Source organism: Gallaecimonas sp. GXIMD4217, from assembly GCF_038087665.1.
Taxonomy (GTDB): Bacteria; Pseudomonadota; Gammaproteobacteria; order Enterobacterales; family Gallaecimonadaceae; genus Gallaecimonas.
Genome location: NZ_CP149925.1, coordinates 3062834 through 3088022 on the forward strand (window position 1 = coordinate 3062834; position 25189 = coordinate 3088022).

Genomic DNA, 25189 nt, shown 5'->3' on the forward strand with positions numbered 1-25189 from the left:
TAACCGACTGATTGGCAATCCACTTTAGGTCAGCATGGGGTCAGTGCCAATCCTCGCACCTGGCCTTTTCACCATCGCCGCTGGCCTTGCCGCCGGCGGCCCGGCACAGCAGCTTGAACAGGTTGCAGCTGGCGCCGCTTTCGATGCGCTCGTACTCGCAGCAGACGGCGCCCTCGCAGGCCTTGAGCCTGTAGCGGGGCGGCTGGGGATCGCCTGGCCGCCAGTCCAGCTTCTCCAATGAGCTGGGCACGGGCTTGAGGCGGCTCAGCATGTCCTCGGCACTGGCCCTGTCATGGGCCAGCAGCATGGGGGAAAGCAGCAGGGACAGCAGCAACAGGGCGGGACGCATGGCGGTGGCCTCCAGGGGGTTTTGCTTCCATTATGGCGCCTCCAGCAGCGCCTGGATGTTCTCCCAGGGCTGGTAGCCGCTCAGCACCTGGCCCTTGACCCAGATCACCGGCGGCCGATCCAGGCCCAGCTCGCGCACCTGCTGCCAGCTGGCCAGCAGCGCCTGATCCAGTTGCGGGCAGGCGAAGGGGGGCGGCGTCTGGGGCCTTGGCCTGGCCAGCCAGTGCCGGCGCTCGGCGACGGGGTCGGCGGCGCACAGCACCCGGCCGGCCAGGGCCCGGCCGACGGGATCCGGCCCGGGCAGGTATTGATGGAGGCGCCAGTCCAGCGCCGCCGGCGCCTGTTGCGCTATCTCGGCGATCAGCGCCCGGCAGCTCTGGCAGCTGAGGTTGCTGAACACCACCAGCTCGGCGCCCTGGCGCCAGCGCTCGGGCAATTCGATGCGGGGCGGCTGGGGCATCTGGTTCAGCCAGCGGACCTTCACCTTGGCCTTCTCCCGGGCAAGCTGCCTGGCCTTGGCCTCATAGCCGCGGGTAAAGGCCAGGAAACTGCGCACCTGCTGCTTGCTGAGCTGCTTGTCCGGATGGGCGGCAAGGTAGGCATTCACCTCGGCGTCGGACACCGGCTTGTCGAAACCGGCCTGCCACTGGGCCGTGCTGACCCCCTGGCGCTTGGCCAGGCGGGTCACAAGTTTGGCCTGCAGCCAGTCGTCGAATCTGGCCTGGCGGGCCAGCTGCAGCTCGCCCCTGAGCCGGTACAGGGGCAGGGCCCGCGTCGCCTCGACCCGACCGGCAGTGAAGCCCTGCTCGCCGAGCCGGCATAAGAGCTGTTCGGCCGGCAACGGCCGGTCCAGCTGCTCGCCCGCGGCCAGCAGCTCTACCCCGGCCAGGGCCTGCTGGCCCTGGCGCCAGGCAAGCAGGCCCTGCTGGAAGTCCTTGCCCTGGGCCCTGGCGCCCCGGCCGGCCAGCGCCAGGCAGGCCTCCTTCAGGTGGCGGGCGATATCGCCGCGGATGGCCCCGACCTTGTCGGGCATGGCGGCATCCAGGGTGGCGCTGTCCAGGATTTCGCCATCCACCTGCACCAGGGGCCAGGCCAGGGCATGGAGCGGCAGCAGGCAAAGCAGCAGCCTAGCGGCCCAGATCATGGATCTCCCCCGCATCCTGGTCGGCCAGGGCAATGAAGTCGCTGAGGCTGATGCCGGCCACCTGCCGGAAGCGGCTGTCGGCCATCAGTACCTGGGTCTGGGCGGCCTGGCGTTCCCGCCAGTGGTTGAGATCGTTGTCGTCCGGGGTGCCCAGTTCGTTCATGCGCCTGTTGGCGCTGGCCAGGCCGTCCAGGGCCTGGGTGAGGGCCTCCAGCTCCTCTTCCTTGAGACGCTTGTCGAGGTGTTTGGCAAAGAGCGCCGCCATGGCGGCCTTCACCGCCGCCCGCTCCACCAGCTGGCCATCGGTGGCCTGCTCGGGGCTGAGCAGGGATGACAGGCTGTCTTTAAGGCTGGTGCCGGGAGCCTGCTCGGCCAGGGGTTCGGCCGGCACATTCACCTTCTGGACGGCGGTCACGGCCGCCGGCGAGGCCTGGGGGGCCAGGCTGACCACCCGGGTTCGGGTCACCAGCTTGGCCTGCTGCGGGCCTAGCCAGTACATCAATGCCGCGCCCAGACACAGGCCCAGCAAGAAGATCGAAACATGCTTCCACATAGGCAACAAGGGGGAGCCAGGCTCCCCCTTCCTCAGTTGCTGTAGGCGGCGAAGGGGCCGTCATTCCAGGTGTATTGGGCGATCTTGGCCTGGCCATCCGCGGACGGATGGAAGCAGTCAAGGGTGGACAGGTCCGCCACCCGCATCTCGTCGATGCGCTCCTCCAGCACCCTGGTGTAGTCGATGAAGACGGTCTTGCCGTTGGCGGCCATTTCCGCCTTCACCTGATCCACCACCTCGCCTATGGCCTGGTTGTAGCGGTAGTTCATGTCCGCCACGTAGGCGCGCTCGGCCTCGCTCAGGTCGTTGTCGGTCATGGCCTCGCAGATGGGATAGATGATGTTGTTCCACAGGCTGGGGCAGCTGACGATGCCCAGGGCCGTGGCCTGCAGGCCCACCTGGTAGAAGCCGTGAATATCGGGAATGGCCGCCACGGCAACGGTGCCGCCGTCGTTGATCTTGTTGGCGATGGCGGACAGGCCCCGGTAATAACGGTTCTTGAACTCATCCACCGGGATCAGCTCCGCCGGGCTGGATACGCAGACGTCATTGGCGCCGGACAGCAGGGTGACATAATCGACGGCGGCGCCGTCCATGCCCTGGGCCTGGTCGAGGATGGAATCCACCTGGGAGCCGGTGATGGCGGCCAGGGTGTTGCTGCGACCGCTGTCACCGAAGTTGGCGTCGATGCGCTGGTTGTGGGAGCGGATGTCCGGGGTGAAGGTCATCCATTGCCACCAGCCATGGTAGCCGGCGGACCAGCTCAGGCTCTGGTTGTCGCCGGGCATGCGGGCATCGAAGGCCCGGGTGATGGAATCGCCTATGGCGTATTGGCGTTTGGGCGCACGCTGGCCGTCCTCCAGGGCCAGAGCGCTGGCACTGACGACGGCACAGGCGAGTACCGCAAGTGTCGTTTTCTTGCTGATCATGGGATGTCCCCTATTTGATTTGTTCTTAGGCGGCCCACTTATTGCCTGTGGGCTCTGCTTACCGGCTCAGGCTGCATGGGCCGGACCTCGGATGTGCGAGGTCCGACAAGAATAGAACAGTCGTCACAAAGTTGCAGCAAGATAGGACACGTTAAGGGACATTGACGGCATGTTCGATGCGGCTCGAAACGTTTTCCTGCATTTTAAACGGCAGGCTCGTTTAAAATGCCTAGAGCTGGTTCCTGACCGGTAGCCAGGACAGCAGCCAGGCCAACAGACGCCGCCACAGGGAGCTCTGTGGCTCAACGGCGCTGGTGAACAGGCTGCCATTGAAACGCCGCCACCAGATCAGATCATGGCCGTCCAGCCTGGGTTGCCAGCAGTGGCCCGACCTGATCATGGCCCTGGCCAGAACGGTGACTTCCCGGGCCAGAGGTTCACAATCGATTAACAACCCCATCTCCGTATTGATGAAGATGGAGCGGGGATCCATGTTGAAGGTGCCGATATAGAGGTGGCTGCGGTCGTAGACCAGCAGCTTGGCATGCAGGCTGGAATGGGAGCCCTCGGTCTTGCCGCCGGGCAGGGGCGCGTCCCGGGCCAGCTCGTTCAGCTCCACCCCGGCGCTGAGCAGGGCCGGGCGCTGATCCTGATAGCCGGTATGGGCCATGATCACATCGTTGGCGGCCAGGGAGTTGGTGACGAAGCGGGTCCTGACCCCCCGCCCGGTCTGGATGCCGAGGCGGGCGATCAGATCCTGGGAAGGCACCAGGTAGGGGCTGAACACCAGCAGCTGTTTGCGGGCCTGCTGGGCCAGGCGCGACAGCACCAGGGCGGTGCTGGAGCCGGCCCGGCGCCGAAAGCGCCGCACCTTGTGGGGCTTGTCGTAGATCACCCTGGCCTGGCCCGGCAGCAGGCGCCCTTCCAGTGGCGAAGAGGGCAGCCGCGCCAGCAGCGCCCGGCAATGGGGCTTGTCGCGGAATTCCCTGAGGCGGCGAAAGGCCAGCTTGACCTCGGCCCCTATGGGCCGCAGCAGGATCAGCCTGGATACCGGCACCGACCATTCGCAGTTGAAGAACAGGTCAAAGGCCTTGATCACCTCGTCGACGAAATCCCCCAGGGCCAGCACGTCCGTGTCCAGGAAATTGCGCCTGGGATGGAGGCCGAAATACTCGTCGCCGACGTTGCGACCGCCGATGATCACCACCTCGCCGTCGACCACCAGGGCCTTGTTGTGCATGCGGTGATTGGCCCGGGAGAAGTCCCAAAGCCATTCCAGGGGCCGGGTGATGGGGGTCAGCACCCGGCTGCCAAAGGGGTTGAACAGGCGGATATGGATGTTGGGGTGGGCATTGATGCGGGCGATGGCGGGATCGTCATTGGTGTGGATGTCGTCCACCAGCAGTCGCACCCGCACGCCGCGGTCGGCGGCGTCCACCAGGGCCGACAGCAGCAGCTGCCCGGAGCTGTCGGTCTTCCACTGGTAGTACTGGGCATCGATGCTGACCTGGGCCTGCTCGATCAGCGCCAGGCGTACCGCCAGGGCCTCCTTGCCGTCCGCCAGCAACCTGAACCCTTCCCCCAGGCGCCGGCGCCAATGGCGCTGGTCGTGGGGCGGCAGGGCCGCCATGGGTTCGCGGGCAAATCGCGGCACCCTGTTGGCCGCGCCGGCCACCACCAGCGACAAGGACGTCAGCCACCACCTTAATCCGCTCATCCCTACCCTTAGGGTTACTCCCTCATGGTTCGATTGTAACCAAAGTGGGAAATGGGTAGAATGCGCCGCTCATTTATTGAGCGCTTCTTCGCAAGTGCTTGAAGTTTGCCTCCAATACGTCGTCGGGAAATCCATGTTTGATTTGAAAGCTGCCAAGACGCAGTCGTTCAAGAACGATCTGCTCTCGGGGCTCACCGTTGCCCTTGCGCTGGTGCCGGAAGCGGTCGCCTTTGCCTTCGTGGCCGGTGTCGAGCCCCTGGTCGGTCTCTATGCCGCCTTCTTCGTCTGCCTGATCACCGCCATCTTTGGCGGCCGTCCGGGCATGATCAGCGGTGCCACCGGCGCCCTGGCCGTGGTCATGGTGGCCCTGGTCAAGGCCCATGGCGTGGAATACCTGTTCGCCGCCGTCGTATTGATGGGCCTGATCCAGCTGCTGGCCGGCGCCCTCAAGCTGGGCCGCTTCATCCGCCTGGTGCCACACCCGGTGATGCTGGGCTTCGTCAACGGCCTGGCCATCGTCATCTTCCTGGCCCAGCTGGGCCAGTTTGGCGTCCAGGGCGAGGCCGGCTGGCTGGCCGGCACCTCCCTGGAGGGCAGCGTCATCGACGTGGCCTGGCTGGAAAGCAGCGCCCTCTACACCATGCTGGGCCTGGTGGCCGTGACCATGGCCATCATCCACTTCCTGCCCAAGCTGACCAAGGCGGTGCCCTCCTCCCTGGTGGCCATCGTCACCATCGCCCTGGCGGTGGGCTTCATGGGCATCGAGACCCGTACCGTGGGTGACGTGGCCTCCATTGCCGGCGGCCTGCCCAGCTTCCATATCCCCCAGGTGCCCCTGAACTGGGAAACCCTGCAGATCATCCTGCCCTACTCCATCGTGCTGGCGGCCATCGGCCTGATCGAGTCGCTGCTGACCCTGACCCTGGTCGACGAGATCACCCAGACCAAGGGCTCCACCCGTCGCGAATGCCTGGGACAGGGCACCGCCAACGTGGTGACCGGTTTCTTCGGCGGCATGGGCGGCTGCGCCATGATCGGCCAGTCCATGATCAACGTGAACTCCGGCGGCCGCGGCCGCCTGTCCGGCATCACCGCCGCCCTGGCCCTGCTGGCCTTCATCGTCTGGCTGGCGCCGCTGATCGAGCAGATCCCGGTGGCGGCCCTGGTGGGCGTGATGTTCATCGTGGTGATCGGCACCTTCGAGTGGTCCTCCTTCCGCATCCTCAGCAAGATCCCCAGGGGCGACGCCTTCGTGCTGGTGCTGGTGTCCTCGGTGACCGTGTTCACCGACCTGGCCATCGCCGTGGCCTGCGGCGTCATCGCCTCGGCGCTGATCTTCGCCTGGGAGCACGCCAAGCACGTGCGCGTCACCCGCGAGATGCAGGGCGAGCTGCTGCACTACGAGGTCTATGGCCCGCTGTTCTTCGGCTCGGTGCAGAGCTTCCTGGAGCAGTTCGACGCCATCAAGGATCCGGCCCGGGTGGAGATCGACTTCCACCACTCCCTGGTCTGCGACCACAGCGCCCTGGAGGCCATCGACACCCTGGCCAGCCGCTACGAGGCCCAGGGCAAGGAGATCGCCCTCAGAAACCTCAGCCAGCACTGCCAGAAGGTACTGGCCAAGGCCGGTCACCGGGTCGAGGTGGACTCCGCCCGCCTGGAGTTCAGCCGCTAAGGCGCTCGCCAGCCAAGATTGAAAAAGCCGCCCAGTGGGCGGCTTTTTTGTGGTCAAGAACCCTGCCTCATCAGAGCCATTGCCTTGCATTTAACATTTCCTTAATATCCGCCAGCCGATTGAAAAAACACCAGATGGAAACAGATGAAAACAATAACAAGGGCCCTGCCCTGCCTGCTGTCCGCTCTGCTGCTCAGCGCCTGTGGCGGTGGGGGCGGGGGCACAGAGCCGGAAAAGCCGGCCCCCAACAATCCCCCCAGCATCGAGCTGACCAACCAGACCGTCACCGAGCGGGACCAGGTAACCTTGAATGCCACGGCCAGGGACAGCGACGGCAGCATCGCCGGCTACAGTTGGACACAATCCTCTGGCCCGGAAGTGGTATTGAGCGGCGCCGATACCGCCACCCTCAGCTTCACGGCCCCGGAACTCGGCGAAGACGCCAACCTGGTGTTCACCCTGACCGTCACCGACGATGATGGCGCCAGCACCTCCGCCAGCAGCACCATCACGGTCCGGGCCATCAAACACGCCCTGACCCTGTCCGGCCGGGTCTACGACGGCCCCCTGCCCGGCGCTGCCGTGTCCCTGACGATTTCCGGCCGCAGCGAGCCGGTGACCACCACCGCCGACAACGACGGCTATTACCGTCTGGAGCTGGTCGTTGATGAGACCGAGACCGAAGCCCTCCTGACGCTGGAAGCCCAGAGCGCCACGGACGAGAGGGTCATACTTGGCTCCTGGCTGGGCCTGGCCAGCGAGCTGCTGGCCCAGGGCGACAGCCTGGACAGCCAGCGCCAGCCGCGCCTGCTGGTCAGCCACCTGAGCACGGCCCGGGACGGTCTTATCGAACACACACTTGGCCACCAGGCCACCACGGAAGCCGAATACCTGGCCGCCACCAGCCGGCTGGAGGCCGATCACTGGCTGAACCTGGCCACGCTGCTCAAGGCCGTGGTCGACCAGGGCGCGGCGCTGCCCGCCGGTGTTGCCGACACCCGAACCCTGGCCCGGACCATCTTCGATCACCAGGATTGGGCCAACCAACAGAGCGCCCAGGCGGGCTTTGAAGAGCTTTATGGAGCCACGCTTGCCGACAGCCAGGCCCTGCCCGCCATCCCATTGCAGCTACCGACGCTGATGACGGAGATTGCAACCAAGGCCTGGGGAGGCGGCTCGGCCACTAGCTGGCATTGGAATGCAGAAGGTACCGGTACCCTGACCCTGGCGGATTTCAGCGAGCACGCCAGCTTCCACTGGCAGTTGGAGCAGGGCAGCTGGCAGGCCACCTTTGCCGATCAGGCCTTCAGGCGCTCGGTATTGTTAAACGGCACCGATCAATTCGAAGACAGGTGGCTGACCAGGGCCAAACTGCGGCCCATAGCCCAGGCCAATGGCCAGCTGCTGGTGGTCGAAGAACGCTGGTTCGACATCGAGCGTTATCCGCGTAACGAGCCCAGTAACAAGAGCTACGACAGCGAGCACATGGTCTTCGCCAACTGGTACCTGACCGACGACGGCGCCTCGCCCTTCATACTGGCCGCCCCGGCCACCCTGGGCCTGCCCCTGCCGGTGCGGGAAGAACATGACGAGGTCATCCAGGGCAACAACGGCGCCATGGGTCAGGGCCAGGCCCGCCTTGCCGCCCTGTTTCGCTTTGAGTTCGACGGTACAGGGGCGCGCCTGGATAACAATGCCACCTTCCAGTGGCAGCACAGCGACGGGGATCTGCTGCTGACCTGGCCCGACCAGAGCCAGTGGCGTTACGACTTGGTGCGTTCCGACACCACCAGCATCAGGGTCAGGGCACAAACCGGCTCCGCTGTGGCTTCCCTGGTCAGGCAGCAGGACTGGCCGGTCAGCAACTACGACGAGCCGCTGCTGCTGGGCTACCAGCGCGATGCCCTGAACGCCCCCAACAGCATCTTCTGGTTCGAGATCAAGGGTGACGGCACCGCAGTGGCCCATTTCCTGGGCGATCTGGATGGCGATGGCCTGAGCCAGGGCGATCATGTCACCACCCCCTACCTCTGGACCATGGACGGCGAACAGCTGGTGATGGCACGCTATCGGGATATCAACACCAGCCAGCCCTGCGCCGAGACCGCCAACCCCGACTGCCGGCTCTATAACAGGCGCTACTGGAGCTTTGGTGGCGACAACCAGGGCAAGTGGAGCCTGTTCCATGACACCAGGTACTATGATCCCGAGGAAACGGAATTCTTCTGGCGCCATGTCGACATCCGCCAGCTTGAAAGGCTGAGCCAGGCCCCTGTCGATGTGGACAGCCTGCCGCAATAAGAAAAGCCGCCCCTGGGGCGGCTTTTTCATTTCCGGGCTTACCTGACCTGGCTGAGCACCCGCATCTTGCCGGGGATCTCGACGATGAGTTCGTCGCCGGGCGCCAGCTCGCCCACCCCGGCCGGGGTGCCGGTCAGTACCACGTCGCCGGGCTCCAGGGTGAAGATGCGGCTGATGTGGCTGATCAGCTTGAGGATGGGAATGATCATCTGGCCGCTGTGGCCGCTCTGCCTGAGCTCGCCGTTGCGGTGCAGGGCCAGGGGAATGGCGTCCAGCTGCTCTATCTCGGCCATGGGGATGAACCTGGAGGTCGGGCAGCTGTCGTCGAAGGCCTTGGCCTCCTCCCAGGGATAGCCCTGCTGCTTGAGTTCCTCCTGGCGATCCCTCAGGGTCAGATCCAGGGCCAGGCCGATGCCGGCCATGGCCTGCCTGGCCTCCTGCTCGGAGCCGTCCTTGAGCCAGTTGCCCATCAGCACCGCCAGCTCCAGCTCGTGGTGGACCCGGCCCTTGTCCCTGGGAATGGCGAAGCCTTCCTCCAGGCTGCACACCGCCGTGGACGGCTTCAGGAACAGCAGCGGCTTTTCCGGTACCGTGTTGCCCAGCTCCTTGGCGTGCTCCACATAGTTGCGGCCCACGCAGACCACCTTGCCGACCCTGAGGCCGGTGCTGCCGTTGCCGGCCCATTGCCATTCCATATGCGTCTCCCTTGATTTGGATGCCGACATTGTACTGTTAATCCATGAAAAATAGGCACATAGTGGATTAAACACCAGAGGAGAAAGACCATGGCGCTAACCCAGGAACTGCTCGACGAGATCCAGATGCTGAGCCGCTTTTCCCTGCAATCGGTACAGGTGGGGCTCAAGGTCCACCACGACGCCGACCCGGCCGCCGTGGCCGCCACGGCGCGGCTGTTCGACAAGGGGCTGGTGACCCAGCGCGACGGCGGCTACCTGACCGAACTGGGCCGGGAGGTGGCCGAGCATCTCAAGCTGGCCGTGACCATACTGGCCTCGGAGCCCGCCGCCACCACCTGAACAAGGGGGCCAAAGGCCCCTTTCCTTTGTCAGTCCCGAGCCACTTCCCATGTAGTTGGTAGCGGCCGCCTAGTCCTTGGCCAGCATTCTCAGCAAAAAGGCGTATTGCCGCGCCACTTCCCTGTATTGCCGGTAGCGGCCGCTCTGGCCGCCGTGGCCCACCTCCAGATCGGTTTCCAGCAACAGCTGGTTGTCATCCGTCTTCAGCTCGCGCAGCCGCGCCACCCACTTGGCCGGCTCCCAATAGGCCACCTGGGTGTCGTGCAGGCCGCTGCGCACATAGATGTGCGGGTAGGCCTGGGCCCGGACATTGTCGTAGGGGCTGTAGCTGAGCATCAGGTGGTAGTCCCTGGGCTGGTTGGGGTTGCCCCACTCATCGTATTCCCCCGTGGTCAGGGGCAGGCTGTCGTCCAGCATGGTGGAGATCACGTCCACGAAGGGCACCTCCACCAGGGCCGCCCGGTACAGCTCGGGGGCCTCGTTGAGCACGGCGCCGATCAGCAGGCCGCCGGCACTGCGGCCCTCGCAGCAGACCTTGTCCTTGTGGCCATGGCCCCTGGCCACCAGGGCCCTGGTGACATCGATAAAGTCGTGGAAGCTGTGCCACTTGTGCAGGCCACGCCCCCCTTCGTACCAGGCCCGGCCCTTCTCCTGGCCGCCGCGGATATGGGCCATGGCGTAGACCAGGCCCCTATCCAGCAGGCTGATACGGCTCAGGGAAAAGCCCGGATCCAGGCTGTAGCCGTAGGCGCCGTAACCGTCGATCAGCAGGGCATTCTCCCCTTTGTGGAAGGCGTCCTTGCGCCATACCAGGGTCACCGGCACCTGGGCGCCGTCCCTGGCCCGCACCTGAATGCGCTCCACCTGGTACAGCTCGGGCTCGAAGCCGCCGGGGATCTGCTGGGTCTTCAGCAGGCTCAGTTCCTCGAAGGCCGGCTCATAACGGTAGACGGAGACGGGCCGGATCGGGCTCTGGTAACCCAGGCGCAGCTCATCGCCGGGGTAGTGGCCCAGCCAGACGTCGTGGACAGGATCCGGCCAGCTCAGCAGCCGGCTGTCGCCACCCTCGATGATGCGGATCCGCGCCTGGCCGTTGTGGCGCTCGGCCAGGGCCACGAAACCGGGGAAGATGTCCATGTCCTCCAGCAGCACCTCCTCGTCATGGGCCTGCACCAGCTCCAGCTGGTCCGGGCCGGTGCCGCTCAGCAACGCGAAGTTGGGCCCGGTGCTGTTGCTGAGCAGCCAGTAGCGGCCGTGCAGGCAATCGAGGTGGTATTCGTGGCCTTCCTCACGGGGCCAGAAGGGGCGCGGCAGATCCTCACTGCCGTCCAGGGGCAGCAGCAGCACCTCTGTGGTGAGGGTGGCGCTGGCGCTCAGCAGCAGCTGCTGGCGGTCCCTGCTTTCGCCTATGCCCAGCCAGAAGCTGTCGTCCTTTTCCTCGTAAAGACACTGGCCGCCCTGGCCCAGGCGGTGGCGGATCAGCCTGTGGGGCAGCAGGCTGTCACTGGTCAGGGTCAGGTAGTAGAGGGTGCGGCTGTCCTGGCCCCAGATCAGCTCACCACTGATCAGCGGGAAGTCCTCTTCCAGCAGCTGGCCGCTGTCCAGATCCAGCACCTGCACCTTGTGGGTGCGGTCGCCGTTGTGGTCGGTGCTGTAGGCCAGCCAGCGGCCGTCCGGGCTGACGGCCAGGTCGCCGAAGGCGAAATAACCGGCGTCACCGGCCAGGACATTGCCGTCCAGCAGCAGCCGCCAGTCCTGGTCCTGGCTGCGCCGGCCTTCGTAGAGGGGGTATTCCCTGCCGGCCAGGGTGCGGGATCTCAGCTGCCAGCCGTGATCCGGCCAGCTCAGCGAGCAGTCCTCCGGCTGGATGCGGCCGGTCATTTCGGCAAAGAGCGCCTCCTCCAGGGCCTGGTTGGGGGCCAGCACCGCCTCGGCATGGGCGTTTTCCGCCTGCAGGTGGGCCAGCACCTCTGGGTCGTCGCGGCCGTCGCTGCGCAGCCAGTGGTAGGGATCTTCCCGCCTGTGGCCGTGGCATTCGTGGAAATGGGCGATACGGCGGGCGATGGGGGCTTGGGACATGGCGGCAACCTTTTCACTGCGTTGCCGCCATTATGCCCAATGTCGTGGCTCAGTGCCCGGGGTGGGCGTCGCCGGCCTGGGCGTTGAGACGGTCCAGGGTCAGCTCGGTGAAGGCCAGCACAGTGCCGCCCTGCTCGGCGGCAAAGGCCAGGGCCAGCTCCTTGCTGGCGAAGCTGGCCAGGGTCGGGCCCATGGCGCCCCTGGCCCGGGAGCCCAGCACATACCAGGCCTGGCGGCCGTCGATAAAGGTGGTGTCCAGGGGATGGGACCAGTCGTTCTGGCTCATATCATGGACCCAGATCTGCCGCACCGTGGCGCTGTGCTCGGGATCCAGGGCCCAGGTGAGCAGATCCCGGGTGGAGCAGAACTTGCGTTGCCGGCCCTCGCTCCAGGCCTGGCCCTTGGGGCCGGGAAAGCCGCTGATCAGCATGCCGCACAGGTGGCATTCATCCCCTTGCTGTATGGCCACCGGGCTCCTGGCCTGGTCGTTGCCCTGCTCGGAGCCGCAGGCCGTCAGCACCAGGACCAGTAACAACATCAGATAGCGCATCTCGACTCCCTACAGCGCGCGGCGATTGAAGACGAACAGGGCCAGGCCGGCCGGCAGCGCCAGCCACAGGGCCAGGGCCAGGGCCAGCTCCGGCCAGGCGAAATCGGCCTGGCCTATGGTGCTGAACAGGCCGCCCATCAGCTCGCCCTGGCTCAGGTGCAGCAGGTTGACCAGCCGGAACAGATCGGTGGGGCTGGCCAGCAGCAGGTAGGGGAACAGCTCGCTGCTCACCTGGCCCTGGGTCAGCACCAGCAGGCCCAGCAACAGCAGATCGAACAGCACCACGAAGAAGAACCACAGCAGCAGGGCGGCGCCGGCGGCCCGGGACTTCTCCACCACGCCAGCGCTGAAGCCGTAGGCCAGGGCCAGGAAGGTCCAGCCCAGCCAGGAGGCGGTGGCGATCAGCAGGCCAAAACCCTTGAGCACCGCCGCCGGCTCGGCCTGGTCGGCGAACAGCAGCATCATCACGGCGGCGGCGCCAAAGCCCAGGCTGATGGCCAGGGCCAGCATGGCGCCCTGGCCCAGCAGCTTGCCCAGCAGCAGGGCCCGGCGGCCAAGGGGGTAGCTGAGCAGCAGCAGCAGGGTGCCCCGCTCGGCCTCGCCCACTATGGCGTCGTAGCCCAGCAGCAGGGCGATCAGCGGGATGATCACCACCGCCAGGGACGACAGGCTGGCCAGGGTCGAGGCCAGGGAGGTGAAGCCCACCTGGCCGGAGGCGGCGGCGCCGAAATAGGCCAGGCCCACCGCCAGCAGCGCCAGCATCAGGGCGATGGCCAGGATCCACCTGTTGCGCAGGCCGTCCAGGAATTCCTTGCGGGCGACCGTCAGTATGCCGTTCATTTCGCCAGCTCCCCACAATGATGGTTGTACAGGGCCACCAAGTCCGGCAGCTGCCATTGGAAGTCTCGGACCCCGGACAGGCCGCCCAGCAGCTGGTTGAAGACCAGCTTGTCGGCCAGGCGCCCCCTGAGCCTGAGCCCGTCCGTGGTGGCTTCCGCCTGCCTTTGCAGGCTCTGGGGCAGCTGCGCCAGCAGGTCGTTACCGCTCAGGCTCAGCACCAGGGGCAGATCGGCCTGGGCCTTGAGCTCGGCCAAGGTGCCGTCCGCCAGCAGCCGGCCCTTGCCCAGGATCAGGGCCCTGTCCAGGTAGGGCTCGACACCGGGCAGCACGTGGGAGCAGAGGATCACGGCGCAGCCCTGCTCCCTGAGCCGGTGCACCGACTCGTAGAAGGCCTGGGTGGCCACCGGATCCAGGCCCACTGTGGGCTCGTCCAGCAGCAGCAGTTTCGGCCTGCCCAGCATGGCCTGGGCCAGGCCCAGGCGCTGGCGCATGCCCTTGGAGTAGGTGGCCACCCGGCGCCCGGCGGCCTGGCCCAGGCCCAGCTCCTCCAGGCGCCCATCGGCCTCCTTGAGGGCCACGCCCTTGAGGCGGGCGAAGTAATGCAGCACCTCGCGGCCGCTGAGCTGGTCGTAGAAGCTGACGTTCTCCTGCAAAAAGCCGATGGCCTGCCTGGCCTGGCGGAAGGCCTTGGCGGCCGGATCCTCGCCCAGCACCTGCAGGCGGCCGCCGTCGGCCTGCAGCAGGCCCAGGATCAGCTTGATGGTGGTGGTCTTGCCGGCGCCGTTGTGGCCGAACAGGCCCACCAGGGTGCCGGGCTCCAGGTTGAAGCTGACGCCCTGGAGGGCGTGGACGCCCCGGTAGTGCTTATGCACGTTAGTGAGCTGCAACAGGCTCATCTTGTCCTCCTGCCAGCATGAGTGCCGGCGCTTGGGGCGGCGCCATCAGCGGGTGGCTGTCCTTGACGCCCTGGGCCTTGAAGACGGGGAAGCTGCGCTGCACCCAGCGCAGCAGCTCCACGGCCGGTGAATTGAACAGGAAGCGGGCCGAGGGATAGCGCCACAGCAGCTGGTCCATGCCGTCGTTGGGCTCGTAGGCCAGATCTCCCTGGCCATCGCCGTTCATGTCCCAGCCCAGGTAGTCGCTCCAGTAGTTACCCTGGCCCTCATGGGACCACTCCTGGGAGCGGGTGGAGACGTACTTGACCTGGGCCTGGTTGCCGACGAAGGCGTTGGCGAAGATCCTGTTTTGATCGGAGCCGGCGGTGAGGTGAATGGCCAGATCCGAATCGAAGACATGATTGTGGCTGAGGGTGTTGCCCACCGAGTTGTAGACGAAGAAGGCCTTGCCCTCGCCGCCCTTGCTGTTCAGCAGGCCACGGCTGGCGCGCACGCCGCTGACGCGGTTGCCCACCAGGGTGGAATAGGTGATGTAGTTCATCAGGATGCCGTAGTTCTGGTCATCCCTGGACTGGTTGCCACGCACCTCCAGGAACTTGGACTGCATCAGGGCGTAGCCGGTACGGGTACGCTCGGTGAGGTTGTCCAGCACCTGGTTGTGGTGGGAATACATGTAGTGGATGCCGTAGCGCAGATCGTGCAGGTGATTGCGCGCCAGCACGTTGTTGTTGCTGGTGTCAATATAGATGCCGTCCCTGGTGTGCCAGATCTCGTTGCCCTCGACCCTGGCGCCACTGACGTTGAACAGGTGAATGCCGTTGCCCCTGTCCTGGCTGCGCAGGCTCTGGTCGCCCTGGATGCGGTTGTCCGCTATGGTCACCTCCGCGGTGGCGTCCACCCAGATCCCGAAGGCCGGTCCCTGCAGCACATTGCCCTGGATGACGGCGCCCTTGGCCTGGCGGCCCACATAGATGCCGGCGTCCTGGCGGCCAAGATCGTCACCCCAGTTGCGGATGGTCAGACCCTGCAGCCTGATCCCGGGGGCCAGCAGCTGCACGGCATGGCCGACGGCGCCACCCTCGACCAGGGCGCCGGGCTCGGCGCGGATGCTGAGAGTGCGGTCTATGACCAGGGGCGGGTAGGTTCCGGGTGCCAGCAGCACCTGGGTGCCCTCCTCCAGCTCGGCCAGCTGCTGGATCTGGGCCGGTTCCAGGCGGACCTGGGCCCAGGCCAGCAGCGGCGACAACAGCAGTAAGGTCAGCAGTGTTCTCATCCGGTCTCCAAAAACGGCGGGGGCCAGGCCCCCGCCTTGGCCATCAGGCCTTTTCCACCAGCATGCGGCCGCGCATTTCCATGTGCAGGGCGTGGCAGAACCAGTTGCAGTAGTACCAGTGCACCCCGGGCTTGTCGGCCACGAAGGTGACGGAAGAGGTCTGCTGCGGGCTAATCTCCATGCTGACGCCATGGTTGACCATGCAGAAGCCGTGGGTAACGTCTTCGATCTGGTCCAGGTTGGTGATGATGACGGTCACCTCGTCGCCCTGCTTGACCTTGAACTCGGTGAGGCCGAAGTTGGGGGCGATGGAGGTCATGTAGACCCTGACCTTGTTGCCGTCGCGGATCACCTTGGAGTCGGTCTCCAGGTTGACGCCGTCCTTCTTGGCCATCTCGCGGGTGCTGGCGAAGTAGGGGTCGTCACGCTTCCACAGCTTGCGGGTCTTGACCTTGGAACGATGCACCATCATGCAGTCGTGGGGCTCGGCGTAGGTGGGGCCGTCGTGGATCAGCTTCATCTCGTCACCGGAGATGTCGATCAGCTGGTCGTTCTCGGCGTGCAGCGGGCCACAGGGCAGGAACCTGTCCTTGGAGAATTTGCACAGGGACACCAGGTACTTACCGTCGGCGTCGCGGGTCTCGCCCATGGTGGTGTGGTTGTGGCCGGGCTGGTACTGCACGTCCAGCTTCTGGAGGATGTAGTCCACCTTTTCGCCATTGTAGGCGCGTACCGCCTTGGCCACGTCCCACTTGACGATCTGGGAGTCGATGAACAGGGTGGTGTAGGCGTTGCCACGTCCGTCGAAGGCGGTGTGCAGCGGCCCCAGGCCCAGCTCCACTTCGGCGGCGACGGTGTCGCGGGGCTTGATCTTGTCGTCGAAGACGTCATCCAGCCGGTGCAGATCGATCATGGTGACGGTGGGGGACAGCTTGCCGTTGGCCACGGCGTAGCGGCCACCGGGGGCGGTGTTGATGCCGTGGGGATTCTTGGGCACCGGGATGTAGCGGGTCAGGCTGGAGCCCTTGCGGCCATCCACGATCGGCACCTTGGAGCCGGGCAGGGTCTTGAACTTGCCGGCCTTGACGGCGGCTTCGATGCGCTCGACGTTGAACACCACCAGGTGGTCGCGCTCGTCGCGCATGGTGCCGGCCAGATCGACGGCGCCTTCGGCGTTGTAGCAGGTGGAGAAGGCGTACTTGCCGGTGTAGTCGGCGTCGACGTTGTCCAGGTTACCGTCCACCATCACCTGCCAGGCCACTTCCATGGTTTCGGCGTCCAGGGCGGAGAACATGGTCAGGTAGTTCTCGGGCTTGTCCAGATCCCGGCCGTCGTTGGGATGGGGGATGCGGAATTCGCCGTTGGCGAACACGTACTTGGTGTGGGGCACCTTCTGCACCCGCAGGCCGTGGATGGCCGACACATTGGGCACCGAGGTGATCTTGTCGGTCTTCATGATGTCGCAGCGGATCCGCGCCACGCGGGTGTTGGCCTTGTCGTTGATGAACAGGTACTTGCCGTCGTACTGGCCGTCGGTCATGGACATATGCGGGTGGTGGCAGTCGCCGTTCAGGGGCGCGTTCTCACCCAGGATTTCCTTGGATTCGTTGGTCAGGCCCCAGCCGGTGGCGCTGTCGGTGTTGAACACCGGGATCCGCATCAGCTCGCGCATGGAGGGCACGCCCAGGATCCGTACCTCGCCCTGGTGGCCGCCGCTCCAGAAACCGTAATACTCGTCCAGCTCGCCCGGGGCCACCACGCCGGTGGCACCCTTGCCGGCCGCCTGGGCGGAGCCGCTGAGCAGGCTGGCCCCCAGGCCGGTGGCGGTACCGGCCAGCAGGGCGGTACCACCGCCCAGGAACAGGCGACGGCTCATGCGCACGTGTTCGCTGACGTTCTTGTCTTCGGGGTCGATCTTAGCCATGGAAACTCTCCTCATAGGGTCGGTTTAGCTTGATTACTTCTCGACGATGGCGATGGCCTCGCCCATGGGCGGCTTGCGCCCCTGGTGGCCCTTGCGCCGTTGTTTTTCCTTCATCACCAGCGGTGGACACTTGCGCTTGTTGTGATAGGTGATCTGGCAGTCCAGGCAGTAGTGGCACTCGTTGGCGTTGATATGGCCGTCCGGGTGTATGGCCTGGATCTCGCATTCCTTGGCACAGAGCTGGCAGGGGGTGCCGCAGTCCTTGCGGCGCTTGAGCCAGTCAAAGAGCCTGTTGCGGGCCGGCACCGCCAGGGCCGCGCCCAGGGGGCAGATGTAGCGGCAGTAGGTCTTGCGGTTGAAGATGCTCAGCAGCAGCCAGAGCGCGGCGTAGAGCACGAACCACCACTGGCGGTCGAACTTGAGCATGATGCTGGTCTTGAAGGGCTCCACCTCGGCGAAGCGCTCGGCGGTGGCCAGGGACTCCAGGGACAGTCCGAACAGGCCCAGCAATATGATGTACTTGAGGGCCCAGAGCCGCTCGTGGACGGCAAAGGGCAGCTCGACCTGCTTGATCTTGAGCTTGCGGGCGGCCTCGTTGATCAGCTCCTGCAGGGCGCCAAAGGGGCACAGCCAGCCGCAGAAGATGCCCCGGCCCCACAGCAGCAGGGTCATGGCCACGAAGGCCCAGAGGATGAAGATCACCGGATCCAGCAGGAACATCTGCCACTGGAAGTCGCCCATCAGCGCCTGCAGGAAGGTGAACACATTGACGATGGACAGCTGGCCCAGGCTGTACCAGCCGATGAACAGCAGGGTGAACAGCAGGTAGCCCAGGCGCACCTTGTGCAGCAGGTTGGGATGCTGGACCAGCTGGTCCTGGAGGATGAGGATCACCAGCAGGGTCAGCAGGCCAAGGCCGAGCACGGCGATCTGGAAGCGCTTTTCATACCAGACGCTGACCCACAGCGGCCGCTCCTCGGCCAGGGCGGCCTCGGGCGCCGGTTCCAGGTAGGACTCCGGCAGCTGGTAGTCGCCGTAGAAGCTGACGAACTCGCTCTTGAGGGCGCCGACCTGGCGGCGCACCATCAGCTCCAGCTGCCAGGGCCTGTCCAGGCGCAGCTCGCCGTCGCCGCGGGCGATGAAGATGGCCTTCTCGTCGAAGCCGGGGAAGCCGTCGATGAAGACATCGCTGAGACGGTGGTAGTCCATGTCGCGAAAGGCGATTTCGCGGCCGTCCTGCCACAGCCGCACCCGGTCGAAGATGCCGCCGCGCACGAAGCCGTTGCCCCGGAAGCTGTAGCGGCCGCTGGCCATGACGGCGATGGCCTGGTCGCCCTGGTTCAGCTCGCCCATCAGCCACTGGTATTGGTCCTGGCCCAGCAGGCTGAGGCCGATGGCGGGTACGTTGAGGGGGGCGAACCAGAGTTCGATAAAGGGCTCGGCGCGCTGTGAGGGGCTGGCGGCATCCACATCGGCGGCGGCGGTGCCCACGAAGGCATCGTCCACCTGGCCCCTGTCCAGCAGCAGGCTGCGCAGGGAGCCGTCGCCGCTGAGGCGGGTCCAGTCGCCGGTGGCGGTGAGATCCGCCTTCAGGGCCCGTACCGGGCCCAGATCGCTGCTGAGGCCGGCGTCCAGGCCGTAGGCCCTGGCCACTTCCCGGGCGGCGCGGATGATGGTCTGGTTGACCACCATCACTGTGACGGTGGCGCCGGTGACACCGTCTATGGTGACGGTGTCGGCGCTGCCGGCGGAGCCGACCCGGATGGCGTCCTTGATGGCCAGCCCCTGGTATTGATCGGTAAAGGCGTGCAACTTGGCTTCGGGAATGCCCACCAGCAGGATAGGCTCATGGTGCTCCAGCACCCTGGCACTCTTGATGCTGCCCTGGCTGTCCAGCACCACCAGCACGTCTATGGGCTTGCCCGAGTAGGCGGGGATGGGAGCTATGGCCTGGGTGGTGAAGGCCAGCAGCTCCTCGGCGCCGGTCAGCTTCCAGGCCGGCAGGGGCTGCTCGGAAAAACTGAGCTGGTGGTCGGGATACAGGGCCTGTAGCTGGGCCTCGGGCGCCTTGTCCTGTCCATAGGCCCAGGCCAGGGAGCTGGCCAGCAGCGACAGCAGCAAAGAGAACAACAAACGCGCCATAACGGTATCCACGACGGAGGAGTCTGGCTGCGACTATATGTCGCACTCAAAATGCTCTTTTTGATGTTGATCATGAAAAAACGCGCCTTCATCGGACCGTCATGGCGGCAGTGGAAAAGGGCGTGCGGACTTGATGCCGATCATGAAGCCGGCCCTCAAAACAGGCATGATGTCGCGGCGACGGCCCCGTCCATGGCAGAGCGGGCTGTAGTTTTCCCAGCCAGGGCCTTCAAGTACACTAGGCCCATCTAACGAAGGACTTGGCCATGGCAGACAAAGACACCACAGATTTCGGATACAAGACGGTCGCGACCAACGACAAGGCGCGCCTGGTGGCGGACGTGTTCCACTCCGTCGCCGGCAAGTACGACCTGATGAACGACCTGATGTCCATGGGCATCCACCGCCTGTGGAAGCGCTTCACCATCGACCTGTCCGGCGTACGGGCCGGCCAGAAGGTGCTGGATCTGGCCGGCGGCACCGGCGATCTCACCAAGCGTTTCTCCCGCATCGTCGGCGACCAGGGCCAGGTGGTACTGGCCGACATCAACGATTCCATGCTGCAGGTGGGCCGCGACAAGCTGCGCAACGAAGGGGTGGTGGGCAATGTGCACTATGTGCAGGCCAACGCCGAATGCCTGCCCTTCCCCGACAACCATTTCGACGTCATCACCATCGCCTTCGGCCTGCGCAACGTCACCGACAAGGACGCCGCCCTGAGATCCATGTACCGGGTGCTCAAGCCCGGCGGCCGCCTGCTGGTGCTGGAGTTTTCCAAGCCCCAGTCCCAGCTGCTGAGCCAGGCCTACGATCTCTACTCCTTCCGGATCCTGCCGAAGATGGGCCAGCTGGTGGCCGGCGACGCCGAGTCCTACCAGTACCTGGCCGAGAGCATCCGCATGCACCCGGACCAGGAAACCCTCAAGGCCATGATGAAGGACGCCGGCTTCGACGAGGTGGAATTCCACAACCTCACCGGCGGCATCGTCGCCCTGCACCGGGGTTTCAAGTTCTGATGCCCCTGCCCCAGCTGCTCTCGGCCCTGATGGAGCACGGCGCCAACGCCCTGCTGCGTTTCGATACCGCCAGCGATCGCCGCCTGGCGCGCCTGGACGGCAGGGCCATCAACCTGGAGCTGACCGACCTGCACCTGGCCCTGGGCCTGGTGGTGCGGGCCGACGGCCTGATGGTGATGGGTCCCCAGGAAGGCGCCGACGCCAGCCTGCGGCTGCCGCTGTCGGCCCTGGACAGGCTCAAGGATCCCGCCCAGCTGCCCGCCGCCATCCGCGACGGCGCCCTGGAGCTGGACGGTGACCCCATGCTGCTGAAGGGCTTCAGCGAGCTGTTCTCCAAGCTGGACGTGGACTGGGAAGGGGAGCTGGCCCGTTACCTCGGCGACGTGCCCGCCCATCTGCTGTTCAAGGCCGGCCGCACCCTGTCGGTCAGGCTGAAGGCGGCCGCCAGCGGCTTCGGCCAATGGAGCTCGGAACAGCTCACCGAGGAGGCTCGCCTGACCCCGCACCGCCTGGAGCAGCGCGCCTTCTTCGACCAGGTGGACGACCTGCGCAGCGACAGCGAACGGCTGCTGCGGCGCCTGGAAGCCCTGGAGGCCAGATCATGAGCTGGCGCCGCCTCTACCAGGTCGTCAAGACCCTGCTCCAGCACGGCCTGGACGAGCTGGTCCCGCGCCGCTTCACCCCCTGGTACCTGCGCCTGGGCCGTTGTTGCCTGTTCTGGGTGCGCAGCAGGCACAGGGACAAGGGCCGGGGCGAACGGCTGCGCCTGGCCCTGGAGAAACTGGGTCCCGTCTACGTGAAATTCGGCCAGATGCTGTCCACCCGGCGCGATCTGCTGCCGGACGATCTGGCCCTGGAGCTGGCCAAGCTCCAGGACAAGGTGCCGCCCTTCGACGGCGCCCTGGCCAGGGCCACCATGGAAAAGAGCCTGGGCGGCCCCCTGGAAACCTGGTTCAGTGACTTCGACGAACAGCCCCTGGCCTCCGCCTCCATCGCCCAGGTGCACAGCGCCGTGCTCAGGGACGGCGGCCGCCAGGTGGTACTGAAGGTGATCCGCCCCGACATAGAGCCGGTGATCCAGGCCGACCTGTCGCTGATGGCGGAATTCGCCGCCCTGGTGGCCCGCTTCCTGCCCGACGGCAAGCGGCTGCGGCCAAGGGAAGTGATCAACGAATACCGCAAGACCCTGCTGGACGAGCTGGATCTGCTGCGCGAGGCCGCCAACGCCATCCAGCTCGGCCGCAACTTCGCCGGCTCCCGATCCCTCTATGTGCCCGAGGTCTATTCCGAACTGTGCCGCAAGAACCTGCTGGTCATGGAGCGCATCTACGGCATCCCCGTGGCCGACGTGGAGGGCCTGCGGGCCAACGGCACCAACCTGGAGAGGCTGGCGGAGCGGGGCGTGGAGGTGTTCTTCACCCAGGTGTTCCGGGACTCCTTCTTCCATGCCGACATGCACCCGGGCAACATCTTCGTTTCCTACGAGCATCCCGAGGATCCCCAGTACATCGGCATCGACTACGGCATTGTGGGTACCCTGGCCAAGGAAGACAAACGCTACCTGGCCGAGAACTTCGTGGCCTTCTTCAACCGCGACTACCGCAAGGTGGCGGAGCTGCACGTGGATTCCGGCTGGGTCCCCTATGACACCTCGGTGGACGAATTCGAGATGGCCATCCGCACCGTCTGCGAGCCCATCTTCGAAAAGCCCCTGGCGGAGATCTCCTTCGGTCAGGTGCTGGTGAACCTGTTCAACACCGCCAGGCGCTTCAACATGGAGGTGCAGCCCCAGCTGGTGCTGCTGCAGAAGACCCTGCTCTATATCGAGGGCCTGGGCCGCCAGCTCTATCCGCAGCTGGATCTGTGGAAGACCGCCAAGCCCTTTCTGGAGGACTGGCTCAAGGAGCAGATGGGCCCCAAGGCCATGCTCAAGCAGGTCCGCGCCAACCTGCCGTTCTGGGGCGAAAAGCTGCCGGAGCTGCCGGACCTGCTCTACGACAACCTGCGCCTGGCCAGGCAGTGGCAGCAGCAGGGTGCCCTGCGCGAGGCTCGCCAGGCGGCCCGTGAGGAACGCCGCTTCCAGCGCCTGAGCTGGCTGCTGGCCGGCACCACCTTCGCCATCGGCGGCGCCGTGCTGGCCACCCAGTTCGACTGGTGGATCCCGGCCCTGGTGGCGGCCCCCTGGCCGCTTTGCTGGTACCGGATGTTAAGAACCTAGGGGTGCCGGCCCGGCCGGTGCCAATGCGTTATTTACTGAAATCGAGGGACACAATATGTTTGGCAATATCAGCATCTGGCAGCTTCTTATCCTGCTTGCGGTGATCGTGCTGCTGTTCGGCACCAAGAAGCTGCGCAACCTGGGCTCGGATCTGGGCGCCAGCGTCAAGGGCTTCAAGAAGGCCATGAACGAAGACGAGGAAAAGAAGCAGCTGGACGACAAGTCCGAAAAGGACGCCGATTTCCAGGAAACCAAGAGCAAAGAGAAGGATAAGGGCTGATGTTCGACATCGGCTTCTGGGAGCTGATCCTCATCGCCGTGCTGGCCCTGGTGATCCTGGGGCCACAGCGCATGCCCGTGGCCGTGAAAACGGTGGGACGCTGGGTACGCACCTTCAAGGGCATGGCCAACCAGGTCCGCATGGAGCTGGAACGGGAGCTGCACACCCAGGAACTGCATGAGAACCTCAAGAAGGCCGAGCAGATGGGCATGAAGGATCTGCCCAAGCACCTGGATGACTCGGTGAAGGAGCTCAAGCAGCACGCCGACGACCTGCAGCGCCCCTACGGGGACAAGAAGGACAAAGATGAGTGAGATCAACGCCCAGGAAATGCCGCTGCTGGCCCATCTGCTGGAGCTGAGGAACCGGCTGCTGCGTGCCCTGCTGGCGGTGGGCCTGGTGTTCGCCGCCCTGGCCGCCTTCGCCCAGGAGATCTACCACCAGCTGGCCATGCCGCTGCTGGACAAGTTGCCGGAAGGGGCCTCGATGATCGCCACCGACGTGGCCACCCCCTTCTTCACCCCCTTCAAGCTGGCCATGGTGCTGGCCTTCTTCCTGGCCATGCCGGTGGTGCTCTACCAGGTCTGGGCCTTCGTGGCGCCTGGCCTGTACAAGAACGAGAAGCGCCTGGTGGCGCCGCTGATGGCGGCCAGCACCCTGCTCTTCTACGGCGGCATCGCCTTCGCCTACTTCGTGGTGTTCCCGATCATCTTCGGCTTCTTCACCTCGGTGGCGCCACAGGGGGTGACCATCGCTACCGACATCGCCAGCTACCTGGATTTCGTGCTCAAGCTGTTCTTTGCCTTCGGCCTGGCCTTCGAGATCCCCATCGCGGTGATGCTGCTCTGCCACACCGGCGCCACCACGCCGGCCAGCCTCAAGCAGAAACGGCCCTACATCATAGTGGGCGCCTTCGTGCTCGGCATGCTGCTGACGCCGCCGGACGTGATCTCCCAGACCCTGCTGGCCCTGCCCATGTGGCTGCTGTACGAATCCGGCATACTGATGGCCAGCCTGACCACCCGAGCCAAGGACGAGGAAGAAGAATGAAAAAGACGTTGATGCTGCTGGCCCTGGCCAGCTTTGCCGGCCAGGCCACCACCCTGGAGAGCAAGCTGCAGGAATGCGCCCAGCGCCCCGACAACCAGCTGCGCCTGGCCTGTTATGACACCCTGGCCGAACAGGCCAGGGAAGAGGCCCCTACCGCCGAACAGCGCTTCGGCCTGGAGCACAAGCAGACCCAGCAGGGTGCCGCCGAGTCCCTGACCGCACTGGTGGCCGATGCCAAGCGCAACGCCTATGGCAAGCTCAGCATCCGTCTGGACAACGGCCAGCTCTGGAAGCAGACCGATGGCGGCCGCTTCAGCCTGGAAGCCGGAGACAAGGTGGTGCTCGACAAGGGCGCCCTGGGCAGCGTCTTCCTGAGCAAGGCAGGCGAAACCCGCCGCATCAAGGTCAAGCGCATCAAATGAGCCTCTGCGATATCGCCGTCAACCTCACCGACGGTGCCTTCGACAAGGACAGGGAGCAGGTCCTGGCCCGGGCCCGGGAGGCCGGCGTGTCCCGGCAGATCCTTACCGGCACCAGCGTGAGCGAAAGCCAGGCGGCCCTGGCGCTGGCCGAGGTCCATGAGGGCCTCTACGCCACCGCCGGCATCCACCCCCATTACGCCGGTGAGGCCCAGGACGACGCCCTGGCCACACTGGAAGCCCTGGCCGCCCATCCCAAGGTGGTGGCCATCGGCGAGTGCGGCCTGGACTTCTTCCGGGATCTGTCGCCCAGGCCGGTACAGGAGGCCCTGTTCGAGCAGCAGCTGGCCCTGGCCGCCTGGCTGCAGATGCCGGTGCTGCTCCACGAGCGGGAAGCCGCAGAGCGCCAGTACGCCATCCTGCGCCGCTTCCGGGACCAGTTGCCCGGCGCCGTGGCCCACTGCTTTACCGGCGATGAAGCTACCCTCAGGCGCTGGCTGGAGCTGGATCTCCATATCGGCATCACCGGCTGGATCTGCGACGAACGCCGTGGCCTGCATCTTCGCGAGCTGGTCCGGCAGATACCGGCCGAGCGGCTGCTGCTGGAAACGGACGCCCCCTACCTGATCCCCCGGGATCTCAGCCCCAAACCCAAGAGCCGCCGCAACGAGCCATGCTACCTGCCCCATATCCTGAGGACGGTGGCCCGGTGCCGGGACGAAGACCCCGAAACCCTGGCCGCCCAGGCCCTGGCCAACAGTCAACGGCTGTTCGGCATCGACTGAACGGCCCAACCCC

General features: G+C 65.6%; 24 protein-coding genes. 11 read left to right on the forward strand and 13 right to left on the reverse strand.

Going from position 1 to position 25189, the window contains the following annotated elements; genetic code table 11:
• Positions 1 to 40: 40 nt before the first annotated feature.
• The 5 genes from WDB71_RS14860 to WDB71_RS14880 form a co-directional block, all read right to left on the reverse strand.
• Positions 41 to 349, reverse strand: coding sequence for a hypothetical protein (locus WDB71_RS14860; RefSeq protein ID WP_341502381.1), 309 nt, complete (start codon positions 347 to 349; stop codon positions 41 to 43).
• A 30-nt stretch (positions 350 to 379) separates the two neighbouring features.
• Positions 380 to 1492: a hypothetical protein gene (locus WDB71_RS14865; RefSeq protein ID WP_341502382.1), complete on the reverse strand. Its 1113-nt coding sequence runs from the start codon at positions 1490 to 1492 to the stop codon at positions 380 to 382.
• On the reverse strand, positions 1476 to 1991 hold the full coding sequence (locus WDB71_RS14870; protein WP_341502383.1) for a hypothetical protein: 516 nt from the start codon (positions 1989 to 1991) through the stop codon (positions 1476 to 1478). Before WDB71_RS14870 ends, WDB71_RS14865 begins: the two co-directional genes overlap by 17 nt.
• An 86-nt stretch (positions 1992 to 2077) precedes the next feature.
• On the reverse strand, positions 2078 to 2974 hold the full coding sequence (locus WDB71_RS14875; protein WP_341502384.1) for an SGNH/GDSL hydrolase family protein: 897 nt from the start codon (positions 2972 to 2974) through the stop codon (positions 2078 to 2080).
• A gap of 229 nt (positions 2975 to 3203) precedes the next feature.
• Positions 3204 to 4691: a phospholipase D family protein gene (locus tag WDB71_RS14880; protein ID WP_341502385.1), complete on the reverse strand. Its 1488-nt coding sequence runs from the start codon at positions 4689 to 4691 to the stop codon at positions 3204 to 3206.
• A 133-nt stretch (positions 4692 to 4824) separates the two neighbouring features.
• Here WDB71_RS14880 and WDB71_RS14885 point away from each other — a divergent pair, with 133 nt between their 5' ends.
• Positions 4825 to 6366: a SulP family inorganic anion transporter gene (locus WDB71_RS14885; RefSeq protein ID WP_341502386.1), complete on the forward strand. Its 1542-nt coding sequence runs from the start codon at positions 4825 to 4827 to the stop codon at positions 6364 to 6366.
• A gap of 144 nt (positions 6367 to 6510) precedes the next feature.
• Positions 6511 to 8667: a hypothetical protein gene (locus WDB71_RS14890; RefSeq protein ID WP_341502387.1), complete on the forward strand. Its 2157-nt coding sequence runs from the start codon at positions 6511 to 6513 to the stop codon at positions 8665 to 8667.
• Between the two features lie 38 nt (positions 8668 to 8705).
• Here the strand turns inward: WDB71_RS14890 and WDB71_RS14895 are convergent, their stop codons facing one another.
• Positions 8706 to 9362 (reverse strand): fumarylacetoacetate hydrolase family protein, encoded by a 657-nt coding sequence (locus WDB71_RS14895; RefSeq protein ID WP_341502388.1) that lies wholly within the window; start codon positions 9360 to 9362, stop codon positions 8706 to 8708.
• Between the two features lie 90 nt (positions 9363 to 9452).
• Here WDB71_RS14895 and WDB71_RS14900 point away from each other — a divergent pair, with 90 nt between their 5' ends.
• Positions 9453 to 9704: a TIGR02647 family protein gene (locus WDB71_RS14900; protein WP_341502389.1), complete on the forward strand. Its 252-nt coding sequence runs from the start codon at positions 9453 to 9455 to the stop codon at positions 9702 to 9704.
• Positions 9705 to 9773: 69 nt separating this feature from the next.
• On the opposite strand, the gene WDB71_RS14905 is transcribed toward WDB71_RS14900, so the two are convergent.
• The 7 genes from WDB71_RS14905 to WDB71_RS14935 are packed head-to-tail and all read right to left on the reverse strand — an operon-like array spanning position 9774 to position 19408.
• Positions 9774 to 11783 (reverse strand): S9 family peptidase, encoded by a 2010-nt coding sequence (locus WDB71_RS14905; RefSeq protein ID WP_341502390.1) that lies wholly within the window; start codon positions 11781 to 11783, stop codon positions 9774 to 9776.
• Between the two features lie 49 nt (positions 11784 to 11832).
• A complete protein-coding gene (locus tag WDB71_RS14910; RefSeq protein WP_341502391.1) occupies positions 11833 to 12333 on the reverse strand; it encodes a nitrous oxide reductase accessory protein NosL in 501 nt (166 codons plus the stop codon).
• A gap of 9 nt (positions 12334 to 12342) precedes the next feature.
• Positions 12343 to 13173, reverse strand: coding sequence for an ABC transporter permease subunit (locus tag WDB71_RS14915; RefSeq protein ID WP_341502392.1), 831 nt, complete (start codon positions 13171 to 13173; stop codon positions 12343 to 12345).
• Positions 13170 to 14069 (reverse strand): ABC transporter ATP-binding protein, encoded by a 900-nt coding sequence (locus WDB71_RS14920; RefSeq protein WP_341502393.1) that lies wholly within the window; start codon positions 14067 to 14069, stop codon positions 13170 to 13172. The genes WDB71_RS14915 and WDB71_RS14920 overlap by 4 nt, the downstream gene beginning before the upstream one ends.
• A complete protein-coding gene (locus tag WDB71_RS14925; protein WP_341502394.1) occupies positions 14047 to 15342 on the reverse strand; it encodes a nitrous oxide reductase family maturation protein NosD in 1296 nt (431 codons plus the stop codon). Before WDB71_RS14925 ends, WDB71_RS14920 begins: the two co-directional genes overlap by 23 nt.
• Before the next feature lie 43 nt (positions 15343 to 15385).
• On the reverse strand, positions 15386 to 17266 hold the full coding sequence (nosZ, locus tag WDB71_RS14930) for a TAT-dependent nitrous-oxide reductase (RefSeq protein WP_341502395.1): 1881 nt from the start codon (positions 17264 to 17266) through the stop codon (positions 15386 to 15388).
• Positions 17267 to 17299: 33 nt separating this feature from the next.
• On the reverse strand, positions 17300 to 19408 hold the full coding sequence (locus WDB71_RS14935; RefSeq protein ID WP_341502396.1) for a 4Fe-4S binding protein: 2109 nt from the start codon (positions 19406 to 19408) through the stop codon (positions 17300 to 17302).
• A 266-nt stretch (positions 19409 to 19674) separates the two neighbouring features.
• On the opposite strand from WDB71_RS14935, the gene ubiE reads away from it, so the two are divergent.
• From ubiE to WDB71_RS14975, 8 genes are read left to right on the forward strand one after another with little or no spacing between them, the layout of a single operon-like run.
• Positions 19675 to 20424 (forward strand): bifunctional demethylmenaquinone methyltransferase/2-methoxy-6-polyprenyl-1,4-benzoquinol methylase UbiE, encoded by a 750-nt coding sequence (ubiE, locus tag WDB71_RS14940; RefSeq protein WP_341502397.1) that lies wholly within the window; start codon positions 19675 to 19677, stop codon positions 20422 to 20424.
• A complete protein-coding gene (locus WDB71_RS14945; RefSeq protein WP_341502398.1) occupies positions 20424 to 21029 on the forward strand; it encodes an SCP2 sterol-binding domain-containing protein in 606 nt (201 codons plus the stop codon). Before ubiE ends, WDB71_RS14945 begins: the two co-directional genes overlap by 1 nt.
• Positions 21026 to 22642, forward strand: a complete 1617-nt coding sequence (gene ubiB, locus WDB71_RS14950) for a ubiquinone biosynthesis regulatory protein kinase UbiB (RefSeq protein WP_341502399.1) — start codon at positions 21026 to 21028, stop codon at positions 22640 to 22642. Before WDB71_RS14945 ends, ubiB begins: the two co-directional genes overlap by 4 nt.
• A gap of 55 nt (positions 22643 to 22697) precedes the next feature.
• On the forward strand, positions 22698 to 22922 hold the full coding sequence (gene tatA / locus WDB71_RS14955) for a Sec-independent protein translocase subunit TatA (protein ID WP_341502400.1): 225 nt from the start codon (positions 22698 to 22700) through the stop codon (positions 22920 to 22922).
• The gene (gene tatB / locus WDB71_RS14960; RefSeq protein WP_341502401.1) at positions 22922 to 23236 is read left to right on the forward strand and encodes a Sec-independent protein translocase protein TatB; all 315 of its coding nucleotides are present in this window, start codon (positions 22922 to 22924) and stop codon (positions 23234 to 23236) included. The genes tatA and tatB overlap by 1 nt, the downstream gene beginning before the upstream one ends.
• Positions 23229 to 23972: a twin-arginine translocase subunit TatC gene (gene tatC / locus WDB71_RS14965; protein ID WP_341502402.1), complete on the forward strand. Its 744-nt coding sequence runs from the start codon at positions 23229 to 23231 to the stop codon at positions 23970 to 23972. The genes tatB and tatC overlap by 8 nt, the downstream gene beginning before the upstream one ends.
• Entirely contained in the window at positions 23969 to 24394 is a 426-nt protein-coding gene (locus WDB71_RS14970; RefSeq protein ID WP_341502403.1) for a hypothetical protein, read from the forward strand. Before tatC ends, WDB71_RS14970 begins: the two co-directional genes overlap by 4 nt.
• Complete coding sequence (locus tag WDB71_RS14975) at positions 24391 to 25176, forward strand: TatD family hydrolase (protein ID WP_341502404.1); 786 nt, start codon at positions 24391 to 24393, stop codon at positions 25174 to 25176. The genes WDB71_RS14970 and WDB71_RS14975 overlap by 4 nt, the downstream gene beginning before the upstream one ends.
• Positions 25177 to 25189 lie beyond the last annotated feature (13 nt).